The organism is Fibrivirga algicola (assembly GCF_011742925.1).
In the GTDB taxonomy this organism is placed as follows: Bacteria; Bacteroidota; Bacteroidia; order Cytophagales; family Spirosomataceae; genus Fibrella; species Fibrella algicola.
Window position 1 is genome coordinate 350,792 of sequence record NZ_WAEL01000006.1, and the last position, 20,481, is coordinate 371,272.

Here is a 20,481-nt window from a genome sequence, read left to right on the forward strand (position 1 = left end):
TATGGCGCATCTTAACGCTTTGATGTACTATATAAACTGTCATTAAATAACATTTGGTAAATCATGGCATGTATTTAGTTGAACTATTCATGTTTGTTATTGTAATTTGTTCTATAGACCAACCTTGTTTTGTCCTGTTACAAAGCAGAAGGAGTCAATACTCAACGTGACCTTTAGTCAAGTGCCTCAATTTCAACGTCATTGTTGTTCGGTTGATTTCGTTTGTTTGCCTATAGGGCGAGACGATGAAAAGTGGTCAGTAACCATTTTTAACAAGTCAATCATTTATGAACGACAAACCCTACTCAACAGTAGGTCGGGCCGTTGTTACCAGCCATTTGCTGGTGGGCAATAGGTTCGCGAACCTATGGAAAGCAGTTCTCACGCTGACGCTGCTATTAACGATCTCTCTATCCTATGCGCAGGAGGTAGCTGTTACCGGAAAGGTAACAGAATCTGGCGGTAGTATCGGGTTACCCGGTGTAACTGTTCAGGTCAAAGGCCAGACACGGGGCGCTACCACCGACGCCGACGGTAAGTTCAGAGTGACCGGTGTTGGACCAACATCAGTACTCGTGTTCAGCTCAATTGGGTACGTAACGCAGGAGGTGACAGTAGGCAACCGCCAAACGATAGACATAACGCTTGCTGAAGACAACAAAACGCTGAGCGAAGTAGTGGTGGTAGGTTACGGCACCCAACGGGTAAAAGACGCGACGGGCTCCGTCGTTTCGGTAGGTACGAAGGATTTCAACAAGGGGGTGATTGCTACGCCCGAACAACTGCTTCAGGGCCGGGCGGCTGGTATTCAGATCACGCCGGCGAGTGGCGAACCTGGTGCGGGAGTCAACATCCGTATCCGGGGTACAACGTCGATCCGATCAAATAACAACCCGCTCTACGTAGTCGATGGTGTACCACTCGACGGAGGTGACGTATCAGACGGTGGACGTGATTTCGGTACGGGTACACAATCGGCCCGTAACCCGCTCACGTTTTTGAATCCAGACGACATCGAGAATATTTCAGTGCTGAAAGATGCTTCCTCGGCAGCTATCTACGGCGCACGGGGTGCCAACGGTGTTGTACTGATCACAACCCGTAAAGGCAAAGCAGGGCAACGGACGCTGAATATTTCGGCCAATACGAGCATCAGCTCACCCCTGAAACGGTACGATTTGTTGTCGGCGTCAGAGTATCCGGCGGCATTGCAGGGCGCTGGTGTGGCGGTAACACCCATTAACAACGCAGGAGCCAATACCAACTGGCAGGATCAGATTTTCCAGACGGGCGTATCGCAGAACTACAACCTTAGCTATGGCGGTGGAAATGACGACACTCGCTACAACTTCTCTCTGGGCTATTCAGATCAGCAAGGTATCATCAAAAAGGCGGGTCTTCGCCGCCTGACCGGTCGTATCAACGCGTCGCACGAACTGTTCAACGACAAAGTAACGATCGATATGCAGTTGACGACAGCGGGTGTTCGCGATATCTACATCCCGAACGGCGACAATGCAGGCTATCAGGGTAATTTGATCGGAGCCGCTATTCAGGCTAACCCAACGTACCCCGTGTACGACACACAGGGACGGTATTACAACCCAGATGGCTACTCAGAAGCGGGCGTGCCCAATGGGGTTGCCTTCCGTAACCCGGTTTCGCTGCTTAACGGAATCGATGATGTGGGCAACACGAGCCGCACGCTGGGTAATGTTAGTGCCACATGGCGGATCATCGAAGGGCTGTCGTACAAACTCAACGTAGGCCTGGATAACTCTGTTTCGGAGCGTCGCACGTCGATCCAGCGCAACCTGCCTGGCTTTGGCGAATCAATCGCTCAGAATGCGGGTCGTGCCGTTATTCAAAACCGGTCACGGAATAGCCAATTGCTCGAGCACACCCTGTCATATAATCGGAAATTAGGTCCCGGTGCGTTCGACGCATTACTGGGTTTTGCCTATCAGAAGTTCCAGAGCAAAGGCAGCTACGTTCAGGCACAGCTGTTTCAGCCAACGGCTGTATTCCCTTATGCCAATAACATCACGGGGGTAAACAACTCAGGCCAGAACAAAGCGTTTGAGGCGGGTTCTGATTTGCTCGAGAGCGAACTGCAGTCGTACTTCGGTCGGGTAAACTACAACATCAATGACAAGTACCTGCTGACGGCAACCGTTCGGGTTGACGGCTCGTCGAAGTTTGGCCCACAGAATAAGTACGGTACGTTCCCTTCGTTTGCCGCTGGCTGGAAAATATCAGAAGAGGAATTCCTGAAAGGCAAAGGCGTCGACATCAAGTTCCGGGCTAACTACGGTATCACCGGCAACCAGGAGTTTCCGGCCAATATCACCAATGTGCGTTATGCCTACGATGCCAACAACAACGCTACCAGCCGCGATCTGGTCGACAACCCGAACCTGCGCTGGGAGCAGACCCGTCAGTTTGGCGCCGGTTTCGACCTGGGATTCCTGGACGGCCGTTTGACAGCAACGATCGATTATTTTGATAAGAACACGACCGATCTGCTGTTCGAAGCTTTGTATGCTGCCCCTGCACCTGCCCGTGCCCGCTGGATCAACCTGCCCGCCAATGTAAGTAACCGGGGGGTAGAGCTGGCCGTGAACTATGACGTAGTGCGTGGTGGTGATTTTACCTGGGATGTATCGGCCAATGCCACCTTCATCAAAAATCAGGTATCTGACTTCACAGGTCTATACAATGCGGGCGCTATCAACGGACAAGGTCTGTCGGGTGCTTATGCGCAACGTATCGTGGGTGGCCGTCCGCTGTTCTCGTTCTTTATGCCAACCTTCACCGGGTTCGATGCGCAGGGTTTTGGTACGTACACCGACCCGACGCTGCAACTGGCTTATGTTGGCTCGGCTATTCCGACCTATAACTTCGGTCTGACCAACAACCTGGCGTACAAGGGCTGGGGCTTGAATCTGTTTATTACGGGTGCGGGCGGTAACTACCTCTACAACAACACCAAGAACGCCATTTTCGTGAAGGGCAACCTGGGTATTGGCCGTAACGTGACGCGCGACGTGGTGACCAACGGTGAAAACCGCCTGAACCCACCCGTCGTATCGACGCGCTTTCTTGAGAAAGGGGATTTTGTTCGCCTGTCAAACGTTGTGCTGAGCCGCGGAATCAACCTGCCAGCTACAGCGGGTGTGCGTAACCTGCGTGTATCGCTTACGGGGCAAAACCTGTTGCTGCTGACTGGCTACACGGGTATCGATCCGGAGGTGAACACTAACAAAACGCTCGACGGTGTGCCTTCGCTGGGTATCGACTACACGTCGTTCCCATCGGCCCGTACCGTAACGCTGGGGCTAAGCGCCAGTTTCTAAGCTACTCAAAGACCCGATCTGCTTACCCGGAATCGGTTGTCGTTTAACGTTATTCAATTCAATGAACACAAGACTTAAATTTCCCCTCCTTGCGGCCAGTGCTCTACTGGTTGCTTCGGCTGGCTGCACGAACCTACAGGACCGTGTGCTGGACCGGCCTACTACGATTGAAACCGGGGGCGCATCGGCCAATTTAGAGCAACTGCTCAATGGCGCTTACCAGCAATTAAATCCCCTGACGGACCAGGCCAATACGTACGCTATGGAAGAACACTCATCGGATGAGATGATGGGGCCAACACGGGGTACTGACTGGGACGACTTTGGTACCTGGCGCCGGTTGCACCAGCACACCTGGGATGCGACGCACAACCAGATCATTGGTGCCTGGAACCAACTAAATACCGGTTTGTTCCGTACCACAGAGGTTGCTGCTGCTGCCGCAACGGCCAACAACACGTCGGTGCAGGCACAGGCCCGTTTCCTGCGTGCGTTCTTCATGTTCAATATCGTGGACCTCTACGGTCAGGTTCCCTTCCGGGAGGCTACCGATAGCTTTGATACAAACCCACGCGTATTGAGCCGTACTGAAGCCACACAGTTTATTATCGACGATCTGACTTACGCTATTACCAACCTGCCGGCTACCAAGTCGCCGGGCCGGGCTACGCGCGATGCCGCTCGTTTCCTGATGGCGAAGGTGTACCTGAACCGGGCGGTGTTTGCCAACAATCCGCAGACGCCCGCTGGTCCGTTTACGTTCGCGCCTGCCGATATGAACCAGGTGATCGCCAACTGCGATGCCATTATTGCGGGAGGCAATTACTCGCTGGAGCCTGCTGGTCAGTATTTCGATAACTTCCACTGGAACAATACGACCCTCTCGAACGAATTGATTTTCGTGATTCAAAACGAGCGGGGGGCTGCCACGGGAAGTGTACAGAACCGGTATCGGATGACGATGCACTACAACCAGGGATTTGGTGGTGGCTGGAACGGTTTCACAACGCTGTCTGATTTTTACAACAGCTTTGAAGCGGCCGATCAGCGCCGGGGAGCGTCCATTCCGGGCATGACCGATTCGACGGGCATTCGGGCTGGTTTTCTGACTGGTGTGCAAACCGATAAGAACGGTCGTCAGTTGACCGATCGGGCCGGTAACCCACTCAACTTTACGCCCGATCTGAACCTGCTGTATGCGGGTGAGTCGAACGGTATTCGGGTTATCAAATACCCGATTGACCCCGTTCGTCCCGACAACCCGGGCAATGACTATGTGTTCTTCCGGTATGCCGATGTGCTCTTGATGAAGGCAGAGGCTATTTTGCGGGGAGGAACGGCTACCAGCGGTGCTACGGCGGCCACATTGGTTAACCAACTGCGGGCTACGCGAGGCGTGCCATCGCTGGGATCGGTTACGCTCGATAACCTCCTGGCCGAGCGTGGTCGTGAATTGTACTGGGAAGGCTGGCGCCGGAACGATATGATCCGTTTTGGCACATTTACCCGTCCGTTCGACCAGAAACCAGCTGTTACACCTGATTACCGCGCTGTATACCCAATTCCGCAACAGGCTCTGGACACCAACCCGAACCTGAAACAAAATATTGGGTACTAATGGTAAAACGTGGGGGCGGGCCACAGGGCCCGCCTGCTGTTGGCTTTTAGGATAACCAGCTATACGTTGGCAATTTACGCAAAGAAGACCGTTACAAGCCAGTAGCGGTCTTCTTTGCGTAAAAGCCTGATTGTGACGGGTAGAACTGTTGTAGGGGTGACGTGACCGATTTGGCGGGAAGCGGCCCCTACAGATCTGCCGTTCGCCCATTATCTTTACGTACCTATGAAACCTGCCGTATTACTACTAATCATTTGTACTTGCCTCAGTTGCCAAAACGAGTCTACGCTGTTCGAAAAAACCGATCCGGCACAGACTGGACTGTCGTTTGCCAACATGTTGCAGGAAACCGAACAAGAGAATATCCTGGCGTTCGAGTACTTCTACAACGGTGCTGGTGTTGCCGCAGGTGACCTCAATAATGACGGCCGCGTTGACCTCTATTTTACCGGGAATCAGGTGCCGAACAAACTCTTTCTGAACCAAGGAGACACCACAACATCGGCAACGGCTGCCCCACTGAAATTTACTGACATTACCGAGAAAGCAGGCGTAGCCGGGCGAGTGGGTGGTTGGAAAACGGGTGTGACCCTGGCTGATGTAAATGCTGATGGCTGGCTCGATATTTACGTCTGCTACTCGGGCATGCGCCCCGACTCGCTACGACGCAACCAACTGTTTATTAACAACCATAACGGCCCGAACAACGTACCCACGTTTACCGAACGCGCCGCCGAATACGGCCTGGCCGATTCGGGTTATTCGGTACAGGCCAACTTCTTCGACTACGATCTCGACGGCGACCTCGACTGTTTCCTGATCAACCATAATCTAAAAAATTACCAGCGTAAAGAAGCCGCCGTCATGCGCGCCGAACGCGATAACAACGCGGGCGATAAGCTGTTTAAAAATTTAACGAGTGAAAGAAGCAGCGAGCAGGCGGGCGATTCGACAAGGTTAAACTCTGCCTGGGGGGCGTCACTCTTTGTCGACGTAAGCGAACAGGAAGGTATCAAGGGAAATCCGCTGGGGTTTGGCCTGGGTGTGTCAGTAACCGATGCCAATGGCGATGGTTGGCCCGACGTGTATGTGGCCAACGACTTCGTGGAAGACGACTACCTGTACATTAATCAGCGTGGTAAAAACGCGGCCGGCGCTGCCTTCCGTGATGAGCTTCGCGAGCGGATTGGCCATACATCGTACTCGGCGATGGGCGTCGATATTGCCGACGTAAACAACGATGCGCTGCCCGACATTTTCACGCTCGATATGCTGCCGGAAGACAACGCCCGGCAGAAGTTGCTGATCTGGCCCGACAACTGGCAGGTGTATCAGGCGCAGCTGAACAACGGATTCTGGCACCAGAATATGCGTAACATGCTACAGATCAATCAGCAAACGTCGTCTGGTTCGGGTCACTTCGCTGAGGTAGGCCAACTGGCGGGTGTGGCTGCTACCGACTGGAGTTGGGGCGCGCTGTTGGCCGATTTCGATCTGGATGGCCGTAAAGACCTGTTCGTCAGCAATGGCCTGGGGCGCGACCTCACCAACGCCGACTTTACTAAATACCTCAGCGATCAGGAGCAGATGCAGCGGGGTACGTCGATGCTCGATCAGCTAAAGCAAATGCCGTCGACGCCGACCAAAAACTACATCTTTCGGAACGTTAGCGGCCTCCAGCCCGACAGTATTGCGTTTCAGAATCGGCAGAAAGAATGGGGCTTCGACGAAAACACCCGCTCAAATGGCTGTGCCTACGCCGATCTGGATAATGACGGCGATCTGGATCTGGTTACGAATAACCTGAATGAACCGGCTCGTATGTACCGGAACACGCAACGCGATCAGCAGGAAGGTCATTTCCTGAAAATAAAACTGAAAGGTTCTGCCAGTAATCCATTTGGTGTTGGCGCAACGGTAACGGTATCGCAGGGTGGCAATCAACTACAGACTCAGGAGAACTACCCTACGCGCGGCTACCTGTCGGCCAGCCATGACGCACTCCTATTTGGCCTTCCTGATGGCGGAAAAACCGTAACCGTTCAGGTACGTTGGCCCGACGGACAGATTGACAACGTACCCGGCCCCGGTCCTGACCAGACGTTGATTGTCACCCATCGACCAGGGCAACGCTCGATGGGTGACGGCCAACAAGTCCGGTATCCCGAAGCTACGCTGCTGCAAGCGGTATCGACTCCTGCTGGATACACCCACGCCATCGCGCCGGTCAACGATTTTGAGCGGCAGTTGATGTTACCGATGCAATACTCGTATTCAGGTCCGCGCCTGGCAGTGGGCGATGTAAACGGTGATGGATTACCCGACGCGTACGTGTGCGGCACACCTGAAAAGCCAGGTACATTGTTGCTTGGGCGGTCCAACGGGTCGGCTGAGGTAGGGCAGGAAGCGAACAACCCGTTTACGCCGGGCACCCTGCTACAGCCTTCCGGCACTGCACCCCGCAAAAACGCTGATGCCGTGCTGGCTGATTTCAACGGTGATAAACGGCCTGATTTGTTTGTGGTAAATGGTGGTTATAACCTGTCTGATCTAACTGTATTGCCCGATCAGTTATGGCTCAACGAAGCCGGTAAGCTGGTGCCAGCCGCCTTGCCCGACGACAAGATCAACGGCTCATGTGTGACAGTCATCGATGTTGACCGTGACGGTGACCTCGACTTGTTTGTGGGTGGGTACGTACGGCCAAACCGGTTCCCGCTGCTGGAGGAGAGCAGGCTACTGATCAACGATGGACGCGCCCACTTTACGCCTAAATCACTGGGTCAACTGGGACTGGTGACGGATGCCACCGCGACTGACGTAGACCACGATGGCTGGCCCGATTTGGTTGTCGTAGGTGAATGGATGCCGGTAACCGTACTTGTTAATAAGCATGATCGTTCCTTTACCACTTCACCCATCCAGTCGTTGTCAGGCTGGTGGAACCGGATTGAGAAGGCTGATCTTGACGGCGACGGCGATGACGACCTGATTGTGGGCAACATCGGTCAGAATACGCAGTTTCGGGCCACCTCTGCCGAGCCCGCGTCGCTGGTCTACGAAGATTTTGACCAGAACGGCGTACTCGATTGCTTCATGACGTACTACATTCAGGGAAAGCCGTACCCAGCCCATACCCGCGATGAGATTGGTGATCAGGTGACGAGCCTGCGGCGGACATTTCAAACCTACGCGTCGTACTCCACGGCTACACTCGACCAGTTCTTTGACCCATCGGTGCTGGAACGGGCTCAGAAACGCGAGATCAACGAGACACGTACCCTCGTGCTGGAGAACCGGAATGGGGAGTTGGTGCCGCATAGCCTGCCTGCCTCGGCCCAATATGCACCCGTTTGTGCCATTCTGGCCGATGACCTGGACCATGACGGTAAAAAAGATCTGGTCTTGATGGGCAACAACTCGAAGCTTCGCTTGCGATTGGGTAAAGTGGATGCCAACCATGGACTGGTTTTGCGGAACAAAGGCGCGTTCCAGTTCGAAACGGTGCCCATGACCAAAACCGGCCTCTTCGTTAACGGCGACATTCGCGACATTAAACGTGTAGGTACGTTCGTGCTGATTGGCCAGTGCGATGGCCCACTGCGGGCATTTAGAATGGAATCATTTGCTGGCAAGTCGTCAGCCAAAGCAACCGGTAATTAACAGCACCCCCCGCGGGATTTTTCACGCTTGCCGTCTGCGTTTGCTGACGGACTATCTGTCAATTCCTTGAAACGTATACCATATATTTTTTGCCTGCTTCTCCTCTCCGTCTGCTGGAGTTGTAAAAACACGCCGGACGAACCACGGCTGTTCGAAACGCTTGATTCAACAAAAACGGGTATCAACTTCGTCAATCGCCTCACCGATACGCCGCAGCTCAACATCATCGATTACCTCTATTTCTACAACGGAGCAGGCGTGTCGGCGGGTGATATCAACAACGACGGCCTGACCGATCTGTATTTTGTCTCGAATCAGGGACCGAACAAACTCTACCTGAACCAGACGAAACCGGGAAGTCCGGTGCGTTTTCAGGAGATATCCAGCACTGCGCGCGTGACGGGTAAGGCCGATTGGCAAACCGGAACCACGATGGTTGATGTGAATGGCGATGGGCTCCTCGATATTTATGTGTGTGCGGTCAGCGGCTTCAAAGGAGGCAGCAACGTACCCACGAAGGGCCGTAACGAACTATACATCAACAACGGAGCTGGTCCTGAAGGAATCACCTTTACCGAAGCGGCCGAGGCCTACGGGCTGGCTTTCGCCGGTTTCTCTACCCAGGCTGCATTCTTTGATTACGACCACGACGGCGACCTCGATTGTTTCCTGCTCAATCATGCGGTGCATTCCGTTCGCTCGTTCGATAAAGTCACCGCCCGCGACCAGGCCGACTCGCTGGCAGGGGATTTTCTTTTTGAGAATCAGGGGGGCGGAAAACCGTTCATCGATGTCTCGGCGAAGGCGGGTATCTTCCAGGCGCCAATGGGCTATGGATTGGGGGTAGCCGTGGCCGATATGAACAACGACGGTTGGGAGGATATTTACGTCTCCAACGATTTCCACGAAGACGATTACTTGTATCTGAACAACCACCGTGGCGGTTTCGACAACGTAGCTCCGCAACAGCTGGCGCACACAAGCCGTTTTTCGATGGGCAATGATGCTGCCGACGTGAATCACGATGGGTTTACCGATCTGGTGACGCTCGACATGTACCCAGACGCTGAAACCGTGGAAAAATCGTCGGCGGGAGAAGATCCGCTCGATATTTACACGTACAAACTGGCGTATGGCTATATGAACCAGTATAGCCGGAATTGCCTGCAATTAAACCAGAGCGGGCAGCGCTTTGCCGAGGTAGCTGCCCTGGCGGGAGTGGCTGCCACTGACTGGAGCTGGTCGCCCTTACTGGCCGATTATGATCTTGACGGCCAGACCGACCTGTTCATCGCCAACGGCATTGTTCGACGCCCCAACGACCTGGATTATGTCAAATATGTGTCGAACGATTCGGTACAGGCGGCAATAGGCACGTCGGCCGAGGCGTTGCAGAAAACGATACAGATTATGCCGGAGGGTAAGGTCCACAACTACCTCTACCGGGGCACAGCTGCGTTACAATTTCAGGACAAGTCGTTGGCCTGGGGTTTCGAGACACCAAACTGCGCTAGTGGGGCTGCCTATGCTGACCTCGATAATGATGGTGATTTAGACCTGGTGACCAATAATTTAAACGAACCGGCAGGAGTTTACCTGAATCTAACCAATACGATTTTCCCCGGTCATACGTACCTGAATGTGCAATTGCAGGGAGACGGAGCCAATACCGCCGGTGTGGGCGCAAAGGTGATTCTGCGCTATGGTCAGGGTGGCGACAGCCTACAGGTGCAGCAACTCATGCCTACGCGGGGGTTTCAGTCGTCGGTTGAGCCGCGGCTAAATTTTGGCTTAGGCGTTCGGAAGAAGATCGATTCGCTGGTTGTTATCTGGCCTACCGGACAAATGGAAGTGCGCACCAACATAGCTGCCAATCAGCAGTTGGTGTTGAAACAGGCCGACGGCAAACTCGACGGCCGCCACTATGTCATTGCCCGGTCATCGGCTAGCCGACAGTTCACCGAGGCTGACTCTGCGCTGGTTCCGTATCGTCATCGGGAGAATGTCCGCTACCTTGACTTTGCGCGTGAGTCGCTGATGCCGGTTAAAATGTCGACAGAAGGGCCACGTTTAGCGGTCGGTGACGTAAATGGCGATGGACTCGACGACGTGTATGCTGGTGGCGCGCGCGACCAGCCAGGTACGTTGTTGCTACAAATGCCGTCAGGTCTGTTTGGGGCCAGTCTCCAACCCGCCATTGCGGCCGACTCGGTAGCGGAAGATGTGGATGCGCTTTTCTTTGATGCCGATGGTGACCGTGACCTGGATCTATACGTGGTGTCGGGCGGTAATGAATTTTCAAAGAACGACCCACCTTTAGCAGACCGGTTATACCTTAACGAGGGCGGAAAATTCAGCCGGGCGGTAGGGTTGCCTCAGTTGTCAGGCAATAAAAGCTGTGTTCGTGCGGCCGACCTGGATGCCGACGGTGATCTGGATTTGTTCGTAGGCGGGCGTGTGTTGGCCAATCATTATGGCCAGACGCCCGATTCATACCTGCTGATTAACAATGGGCGGGGCCGTTTCTCCATCGAAACTGATCAACGCGCGCCCGGTCTGCGTCAGGCGGGCATGATCACCGACGCGGTATGGGCCGATCTGAACAACGACCGTCAGCCCGATCTGGTTGTGGTGGGTGATTGGATGGCTCCGCGCGTATTTCTGAACCAGAAAGGAGCCCTAACGGAGACCGATGGGCTGTTTGGCGACGTACCAATGCGCGGGTTCTGGCAGTGTTTGACCGCCTCCGATTTTGATAAAGACGGAGATACGGATCTGATGGTTGGTAACATGGGCCTAAACACCAAATTTCGGAAAGGGCAGGACGGCCAGGTACGTATGTGGGTAAAAGACATCGACGGCAATCAAACCACCGATCAGGTACTGGCCTACAAACGCCCCGGCAATACCGACGATTGGTTTCCGACCGCCACAAAAGATGAACTGGGAAAGCAAATGCCGGGTATCATCAACAAGCGGTATGTAACCTATGGCAGTATGGCCGGGAAACCGATTGCTGACCTGTTTACGCCCGCCGAACTAGCCGACGCCGATGAACGCACGATTGATCAGTTCGCGTCCGTATACCTCGAAAATACGGGGAAATCGGGAGAGACGCCTACCTTCGAGGTACGCCTTCTGCCCCTGTTAGCGCAGTTCTCAAAGGTGTTTGCCTTAACTCCTTTCGACGTTGACGGCGACGGTGATCTGGATGTGCTAGGTGGAGGTAATTTCTATGGAGTAGGTACGTATCAAGGGCGCTACGATGCCAGTAGTGGCTTTATTCTGTACAACAACCGCGGCCAATTCACGGCGCCGTCGCCCTACGATACCGGTTTTGTCCTAAACGGCGAAATTCGTTCCATTGCACTGGCGCAGAGCCGCACAACGCCATTCGTGCTGGTCGGAAGAAACGGAGGACGGGTGCAGACGTTTCGGGTCAGGAAGTAGAGTGATGCCGTTGCGGGTAAAGCTCAAATGCCCTAGTTATCCACCTCCTTCACTGTTGGCCGCCTATCATTGACACGCTTTTCGTAGCGAACGTTGAAACGGCTTAAGTCTGGTTTGTAGGTACGCTTACGGCTAAGTTCGTGCTGGTGAATGGTTTGTCCCAACTGGTACAGGAAGGGCCAGCCAACGCTTTTGTACTCGTATTTGTCGTCGTTCAGGATTCCGTCGCTGTTGACGTAAATCACGGCGGTAAGCATGTACTCGACCTTGTTTCTAAAGTCGGCGACGTACGATGCATCGGTCAGGAAGCCGTAAGCCCACCCCACTTTATTAAATACACGCACACCGTCGGGGAGGCGGCGCAGGCTGTCGCGGAAGAAGAACTTGGCGTAGCTATCGTAGAACGTCTGCCCATCATACTTCGGGTAGTTCGTCTCCCCAGGGGCCTGCGACAGGTACTGATACAAGAAGGAGTAATCATCGGCCGTGAGGTTGAACCGCTGTTTGGCCGGTACCGACTCGGGAAACAGCGTCGATTGCAGGATCTGTTGCAGCGACTCGAGTGGTAGTTTGTTGCGCATGGTGAAATCAAACGGCTGGTTGACCAGGCTGTCGCGGATGTAATAGCCTTTACCCAGGTAGTCTTTGCGGCGAGAAGCAAACGGATCGGTGTTGTAAGCGGCGGGTTGGGCGTAGAGCAGCGAACCGGCTTTGTCGATGAACCGAACGGGGTTGGTATGGCGGTTTTCCTCGGGGCTCATCCGCACAAAGCGGTGCGTAATACGGGTGTCAGGATAGCCCTTGGCGTGCAGCGATCGGTTGATCTGTTGCTGTCCCACGAACTCGTACATGCGACTGTAGGGATCGTTTTCGCTGACCAGAAATGCTTTTCGGATGAGGTGCGCCACCGACGGATAGCCCGTTTCGGCGGTTTTGTCGTGCCATTCTTTCGTCTGCCCACTAAAGGCACTGTCGAACTGCATGGCCGTATACTTAGTCAGCTTAGGGTTTTTCAGGTCGTTTAGCTTTTCCAGCGACAGCAACGCCAGCGGCAGCTTTACCGTCGAGGCGGGGTTGACATACTCGGTGCTGTCGACGCGGAAATAGTAGTTGGTAAACGAAGGACGATTGGCTTTGTCGCGGTTGATCTGCGTGTAAATGATCTGCACCCGGTACTCATCGGGCTGCTGCATCACCTGCCGAAAAACGGAGTTTTTGTTTGTTTTAAGCAGGTTGGTCAGGTACGTATCTGTGCGGGGCTGACCATAAATGGGCCAGGCGAACAAGATAAACAGGAGGCAGACGAATGAGTTGACGGGAAGGCGCATACCCCGAACTAACGCAAATTTTGAATACGATTGACATCGCCGGCGCTTCGCGTACGTATGGCTTCGTGCTTGCCACCTTGAGCCTATCGAATAGAGCACGAAGCCATACACGGAAGAAATAGCCGTAATCCGCCTTACCCAATCGTTATCGTGTGGGTGAAGGGAGTAAGGCCGGTCATATAGACGTGAAGGCCGGGCGTGCGTAAAGTGCCGAAATGCGTGGCATACAGTTCACCTTCAAGGCCGGTAAGCTTGGTGTGTTGGAACGTACCCGGACCAAAATTAATCGAATCGCCCCCTGCTTTGTACTCACCAGTACCGCTTTCCAGCGCGTAGTTGTCGGTGCCATCGTCGAGTTTTTTTACGCCCGTCAAGCGACCGCCTTCGTTGAAGCACAACTCAATTACTACTCGTACGCCTGTAATACCCGTCACGCTGAAAGCCAACGTGTTTGTTCCGTTTTTCTCCTCAACGCTAACTGTAACGGCCAGTTTATTGATGTTGCTCTTGGGCCGATGCTCGAAATCCATCTTGTTCCAGAATCGACCATCAGTGCTTGGGCTGTGCTTGTAATTACCGTCTGGCTTCTTGTACTGAGCTGGTAGTGGCTGGTAATAAGGGGCTTCGATGGTGCGTTGTAGCACATACTTATTGCCCACCTTTGTAATGCCTTCGCTGTGGAAGTAGCCGGTGCTGAAAAAATCCGTCGACAGGCGCAGGTAATTCAGAATGGCCTTGCCCTTGCGGAAGGCGAAAATGTTTGGGCTGTTGGCTCGTCCCGAAGCAATGAGCAAGGGGAAGTCAGTGCCGCCGAAAAGGGTTGTCGTTGTCTCGTTTCGCCGAATCCGAACCAGATTTGTTGCTTTAAAGAACTTCTCATACGTTACCGGCAGGCTCTTCGGACTGGGGGCTGCCTGCTTAAACAGAGGCTCTTCGAGGTAATAGGGGAGCAGGTCTTTCAGAACGAGTTCATCAAAGTGGGGCATCGACGCGATGAACGCCGCCATGGCGGCAAATTCAGGGTTTTTATCCTGAATGGCCATGTACATATAATCCTGGAAATAGTGGTGATTCAGCAGGTTGATGGTCTGATACTGATCCTGCCGCCGTGAATCAAACGAAACCAGATCGCCGTTTGGCTCGGTGTGGTAATAAACAAGGTTTAGGTTCCTCCGAACGGGTTCCAGCAACTTGGGGCGCTTCAGTAGGCTGGCCATTGTAATCAGCGATCGGTCAATTACTTCTGAGTAGATCATGCTTCGCTCCAGGTAGTTGCCTTCGCTGTCGCAGTAAACGCCCTCCGACAGCCATTCGTCAATTCGCTTCACATAGCCGGGATTTGGGTAGAGCGCGTTGATTTTCGCCAGCGCGCCCGACACGACCCAGCGGTGATTGGGCGTATGAATACCGCCTGTGCGCATGGCTTCGCCGGCTTTTGTAATGAATTGACGAAGGGAGGCCTTGACATTTGACAGTGCGGGGCTACTGTTTGAGCTCAGGATGGTTGCACCGGCGCAGAGTGGCTCCAGAATAAACGCCGTATCCGGCGGTGAGGCCAGATTGCCCAGATCAAGTGTGCCGTCTTCATGCTGTGCCTGTATCAACGCCCGAACGATCTTCTCCATGTAGGGTACCAACGTGTTTTTCTGGTAATAGCCCGACGTTGGTTCGCAGTAAGCAGCGGCCAGATTTGCCATGTCGAACCCCAGCCTCCGCCGCACATTGGTGATTTCCGGTGTAAGGGCATCAATCAGCTTATCGACCTCTTTACCGTTCGCATCCACTATTCGCTTGTAAAAATCGTCGGCTGCGGAAATCGGGGCGGCAAAGGTTGCATAAGGGGCAAGGCCGATAAGGGTACCGTAGGCGATGCATTGCTTGAGAAAGAGCGCTCTCGAAAGTGGAGACATGGGGTGTTGAGTGGAGTTGTTTGTCGGTTTTGCCGAGTTACCGTTGTTGCAACGTACCCCCACCCCCCTGAAAGAGGCTACTGCGCTGCTAGAGTAATCGGCGGCGCAGTAGCCTCTTTCAGGGGGGGGGGTACGTTGTAACAACAAGGTAATTAAATCAATAGCCCGGATTCTGAACCAAGGCGGGGTTTACCGTGAAGGCACCTGTCGGAATCGGGAAAATGCGTCTGTAGGCGCTGGCATCGGTTTTGAAGCCCCATTTGCCCTCAAACTTACCAAAGCGGATCATGTCATTGCGGTGCCATGTTTCCCAGGTGAACTCGCGGCAGCGCTCAGCGTATAGATCCTCCAGGTTCACGCTCGTCAATGCAGGCGACGTCGTACGATTAACCCGCAACTGGTTCACCAGCGACAATGCCGTTTGCCCTAACGTAGCCGTGCCACCGCGTAGAATGGCCTCCGCTTTCATCAGAATAATATCTGAATACCGGAACAGGGGCACGTCGTTGTTCTGGTTACGCGAGGTCGACGACGCATCGGGATAGAACTTGATGTTCCGGTAGCCCATATTCCAGGCAATTTCGTCATTACCAAGGTCGTACGTGGCCACATCCTGGCGGAGAATCACTTCGGGCGTGAGATTCACCTGGTAGGTATACGGCGCGGCTCCATCGCTACCTGTGTAGGTCTGATCATACCCTTTTTTGGTCGTTGTTACCGTTAGCGGCGTTACACCATCGGCCAGGAATTGGGGACCGGTAAGCCATTGATTGTTCCGAATGTCGTTCGGATCTTTAAAGTAGGCGTAGAATTCTGGTAGCGTACTTCTGGGGGCACTAGGCGTAAAGGGCAGGCCGAACCGCTTCGTATGCGAACGGGGTACGTCGTAGCGGGCGTGGTACATGTTGCTGTTAGTACCGGGTAGGGCACCCGCGGCCGGGTCGTACGGAATGGCGAAGATGAATTCCTTCATCTGTGGGCCATTGTTCGGATAGAACATCTGCAGGTACGTAGACCGGGATTCAATCGAGTACAGCCCGGAGTTGATGATGCTGTCACAGGCAACAACAGCGTCGTTATACCGTTGGGTGCCGGTGTAATACTCGGCGTTCAGGTACATTTTAGCCAGCAGCGCAAACCCCGTGAATTTATTGGCGCGGCCATAAATGGCTTGCCCCGATGCCCGGCTTAGGTTGGGGAGCGATGCCTTCACTTCCCGCTCGATAAACGAAAATACCTGCGCTCTGGGTACGTTAGAGCGGGGGGTAAAGTCGCCATAGGTAGTATCGATGGGTACGTTGCCGTACAAGTCCATCATCATGAAGTAAGCTAGAGCACGCACCATGCGCAACTCGGCCAAATTCATTGGTTTACCGGGCGTAGTGGCCGGTATGGTTGAATTTAAGATCGACATGGCCTGATTAGTGGTGCCGATTACGAGCGACAGCCAGTTCCAGGTGCTGTTGGTGGTGCCGTGGTCTTTGGTCCAGTCGTGATAGTGCAGCATGCGGTAGCCCTGGTTATCGTACCAGTTACCACCCCGGGCAGGCAAAATAGCCTCGTCGGTGCTCAGCGATTGCATGAACCAGTAATCGAGTGAGAAGTTACCCCGCAACGCAGCGTAGGGCGGCCCCGATGCCTGAATGAATTGCGACGTGTTTTGGGGGAAAATATCGGGTGTCAGCGAGGTGGTGACCGGTACGTTGACGTCGTGGCAAGCTGAAAACAGGTAAGTTAACAGTACCAGTAACGTGCCGAAGGAGAGATGCTTTTTCATTGATTTTCCTGGCTAATGATTAAAATGACACGTTTACACCCAGAAGGAACGTACGAGTTTTGGGATAGAAGTTGTTTGAGTCGACGCCCGGTGCCAGGCCGCCTTGATTTACCTCAGGGTCAATTCCTTTGTAGTTGGTGATCACAAACGCATTATTCACAGAGGTATATACCCGAACCGTTCTGAGGTATTGATTCAGATTCCTGAGGGTATAGCCCAGCGTGGCATTATCCAATCGAACGTAGCTACCGTCTTCGATGAATCGGCTCGAATATTTGAACGAGTTTACGTCGGTTGCTTTTTCATCGGCTACATCGACCAGAATGTTAGTGAACTGGGCGGTGCTTGGCCGGAACAGATCGGCGCGGGTGGCATTGAAGATTTTGTTGCCAAATACACCCCGGAAAAATACGTTCAGATCGAGGTTGCCATAGCGCAGGGTGTTTGTCCAGCCAACCAGCAACTTAGGTTGTGGGCTGCCCAGGTATTTGTAATCGGCACCAATAACGGGAGTTGTGGTCAATGCGCCGCTGCGGTTCAGGTACTGCGACACGCCTTTGTCATTCTTGCCGGCGTATTCGAGCGTAAAGAACTGGCCCAGCGGCATGCCCGCTTTCAGAATTTGCAGGGTACTGCCGGTTTGTCCGCCGCCTTCAGGCTGGGTGATCCGAACTGAGTCGCCACCCACAAATAGGGGGTTGGTCAGGCTATTGATCCGGTTGCTGTTGTGCGCCAGATTGAGGCCGGTGGTCCAGCTAAATTTACCAGCCTGGACAGGTGTGGCGTTCAGGCTGATCTCGACACCTTTGTTGCTCATGCTGCCCCCATTGGCAATGATGCTACCAGCTGGCACCAGCACCGGATTCACCCGGTACGAATAGATCATACCAGTGGTTTCCTTGCTATACCACTCCAGGGTACCGCTCAGTTTTCCTTTCAGCACGGTGAAGTCGAGACCCAAGTTGGTGGTAGCTGTTTTCTCCCATTGCAGGTTGGGGTTGGCCGCTTGTGTAGGACCGTACGCCGCTGTCTGAACGCCGTTGTAGTAATACGTACCCAGGCTCCCTGAAATGAACTGTGCCGTGTAGGCATTGAAGCCCGACGAGTTACCCGTTACGCCGTAGCTGGCCCGGAATTTCAGGTCGTTGAACAGGTTCTGGTTCTGCATGAACTTCTCCTGATCGATGCGCCAGGCCAGACCCACTGCGGGGAAATAACCCCACTGGTTGTTCTCTCCGAATACTGAGCTGCCATCGTGCCGGATCGAACCCTGCACCAGGTACTTGTTCTTGTAGTTATAGTTCAACCGGGCAAAGTCAGAAATCAGGCGGGTCTCCTGGTAGATGCCATCGGGGCCAAAGTTGATCCGGTATCCTGAGATGGCGTACGGATTGCTCAGCGCAAAGTTGTTATACCCGATGTTGTCGACGGGGAAGTTTGTGCTGGATGTCTGAAAGCCGTCGCCCGATACGTTGCCCTGCCACGAATAGCCAAGCACCGCGTTGAGCGAATGGTCGCCGAATTCTTTGTTCCACGTAAAGAAGGTCTCCAGCACCTTGCGCGTGGTCTGGTAGGTGTTGCGCAGGGCAGACCCATTGGTGCCAAAGTTCAGTAGGCTGTGTACAAGTGGTGGGTCGGGGTTATTATAGAAGTTGGCACTGTTGTATTGCGTGTAGTAGCCAGCATACGATTCGCCATGCAGCGACGTGTTGTTCTGGTACGACAGGTTGAGGTCATACGAGAGGCCAAACGGCAGCTGAACCTGCGTAAATAGCGAGCCAACGAGGTTATTGTACTTCGTGTTGTCTTTGGCGTAGTTGATCATCGCCACCGGGTTGAAGTAGCCCGTATTCTGAAAGTTCTCGAAATAGGTGCCATCGGCGTTGGTTACCGGCGACACAGGCAGGTGGTTCACCATTTGCAGCAACACGTTGTTGCGGAGCGGCGTGTTGTTGGCGTTGCTATTCGAGTTGGTGATGTTGAGGCCAAATTTTACTTTGTCATTAAAGGCCATCTGCTCAACGGCGAGCCGGGCAATGACCCGATTCAATGAGCTACCCTGCAAAATGCCCTGCTTATCCAGGTAGTTGATACTCGCGCTGTAGGTGCTATGGTCGGTACCGCCGCTGATCGAGATGTTGTGGTTCTGCGAGATAGCCGTGTTACGCTGAACGGCTGCCTGCCAGTCGGTATTGGTGCCTTTGTCATCATTAGGTGAGAAGGACTGGCCGTTCGCCGTAAGGAAAGCTCGTAGCTGCGTGGCATCCATCATGTTCAGCTTGCTGGAAACCTTCTCCATGCCAACGTACCCACTGTAGGTAATCTGCGCCAGGCCTTTTTTGCCACGCTTGGTGGTGACCATAATCACGCCGTTGGCTGCCCGGTTACCATAAATGGCGGTAGCGGCGGCATCTTTCAACACATCGATCGAGGCGATATCGTCGGGGGCAATGATTGAAATATCGGCTCCGGGCACCCCATCGATTACGTAAAACGGACCCTGCGAACTGTTGATGGTAGACGCCCCGCGAAGGATTACGGCGGCGGGGGCGTTAGGGTCACCATTAGCCGAAATGTTGAGGCCCGGTACTTTGCCCTGGAGCAACTGACCCACATCGCTGATAGCGCCCCGGTTCAACTCTTCGGGCTTAATTGTGTTAACGGCACTGGTCAGATTCTTCCGCGACTGCGTGCCGTAACCTACTACCACCACTTCATTTAACTGCTTATTATCAACACCCAGCGCCACATCGACTGTTGTGCGGCTGCCCACCACAATTTCCTGCGTGGTATAGCCAATAAACGACAGCACCAGTGTTGCCGAGGCGTTGTCATACTGGGTAGGAATGGTGAGCCGGTAGCTGCCTTCTCCATCAGTGATGGTACCAAGGCGAGTCCCTTTCAACACGACGCTAACGCCCGGTAATCCGCTTCCATTAGTGCCGTCAGTTACCCGACCGTTAATGGAGCGGTCAGAAATAGCCTTTGTCTCGGATTGAGTAGCGGAACCAGGAGTTTCGGTATGGCCGCTGGTGGCCGGATTTTTAAACAGAGCGATCTGCTTACCCGATACCTCGTAGCCAATGCGCAGGGGAGTCAGCAGTTCGCTCAGAAAATCTTTGAGTTTACCCGACCGGCTGCTTAGCGTTACCCGCTGATCGGCCTGAATTTCTTTTGGGTTGTAAATAAACCGAACGCTGGTGTTGCGCTCCAGCTGCAAAAGCGCACTTTTCAAGTTGGTGCTGCTCGCCTTAACCAGCACCTGCTGATCGAGAACTTCCTGCCCGTTGGCCCGGTGAGCCCAGGTGGTACTCACAAATAAACTAGCGATCAGGAGTTGATAAACCGATAGTCTCATGAGTCGAATCAAGGACGGAGG

The 20,481-nt window shown here is 53.7% G+C and carries 8 protein-coding genes; 4 read left to right on the forward strand and 4 right to left on the reverse strand.

Features of this window, described 5'->3' with window-relative positions:
• The first annotated feature begins 287 nt into the window (after positions 1 to 287).
• The 4 genes from F7231_RS17710 (at position 288) to F7231_RS17725 (ending at position 12,087) form a co-directional block, all read left to right on the forward strand.
• Entirely contained in the window at positions 288 to 3,356 is a 3,069-nt protein-coding gene (locus F7231_RS17710) for a SusC/RagA family TonB-linked outer membrane protein (RefSeq protein ID WP_085411855.1), read from the forward strand.
• Between the two features lie 61 nt (positions 3,357 to 3,417).
• Positions 3,418 to 4,974: a RagB/SusD family nutrient uptake outer membrane protein gene (locus tag F7231_RS17715; protein WP_166692886.1), complete on the forward strand. Its 1,557-nt coding sequence runs from the start codon at positions 3,418 to 3,420 to the stop codon at positions 4,972 to 4,974.
• A 225-nt stretch (positions 4,975 to 5,199) separates the two neighbouring features.
• Positions 5,200 to 8,637, forward strand: coding sequence for a VCBS repeat-containing protein (locus F7231_RS17720; RefSeq protein WP_166692887.1), 3,438 nt, complete (start codon positions 5,200 to 5,202; stop codon positions 8,635 to 8,637).
• A 66-nt stretch (positions 8,638 to 8,703) separates the two neighbouring features.
• Positions 8,704 to 12,087: a VCBS repeat-containing protein gene (locus F7231_RS17725; protein ID WP_166692888.1), complete on the forward strand. Its 3,384-nt coding sequence runs from the start codon at positions 8,704 to 8,706 to the stop codon at positions 12,085 to 12,087.
• A gap of 32 nt (positions 12,088 to 12,119) precedes the next feature.
• On the opposite strand, the gene F7231_RS17730 is transcribed toward F7231_RS17725, so the two are convergent.
• From F7231_RS17730 to F7231_RS17745, 4 genes are all read right to left on the reverse strand, one after another.
• The gene (locus F7231_RS17730; RefSeq protein ID WP_229370058.1) at positions 12,120 to 13,415 is read right to left on the reverse strand and encodes a serine hydrolase; all 1,296 of its coding nucleotides are present in this window, start codon (positions 13,413 to 13,415) and stop codon (positions 12,120 to 12,122) included.
• A gap of 134 nt (positions 13,416 to 13,549) precedes the next feature.
• Positions 13,550 to 15,325, reverse strand: a complete 1,776-nt coding sequence (locus tag F7231_RS17735; protein WP_166692889.1) for a hypothetical protein — start codon at positions 15,323 to 15,325, stop codon at positions 13,550 to 13,552.
• Positions 15,326 to 15,482: 157 nt separating this feature from the next.
• Positions 15,483 to 17,102 carry a RagB/SusD family nutrient uptake outer membrane protein gene (locus F7231_RS17740; RefSeq protein WP_085411861.1) on the reverse strand — a complete coding sequence of 540 codons (1,620 nt, stop codon included), beginning with the start codon at positions 17,100 to 17,102 and terminating at the stop codon, positions 15,483 to 15,485.
• A gap of 19 nt (positions 17,103 to 17,121) precedes the next feature.
• Complete coding sequence (locus tag F7231_RS17745; RefSeq protein ID WP_208295634.1) at positions 17,122 to 20,460, reverse strand: TonB-dependent receptor; 3,339 nt, start codon at positions 20,458 to 20,460, stop codon at positions 17,122 to 17,124.
• Positions 20,461 to 20,481: the final 21 nt, after the last annotated feature.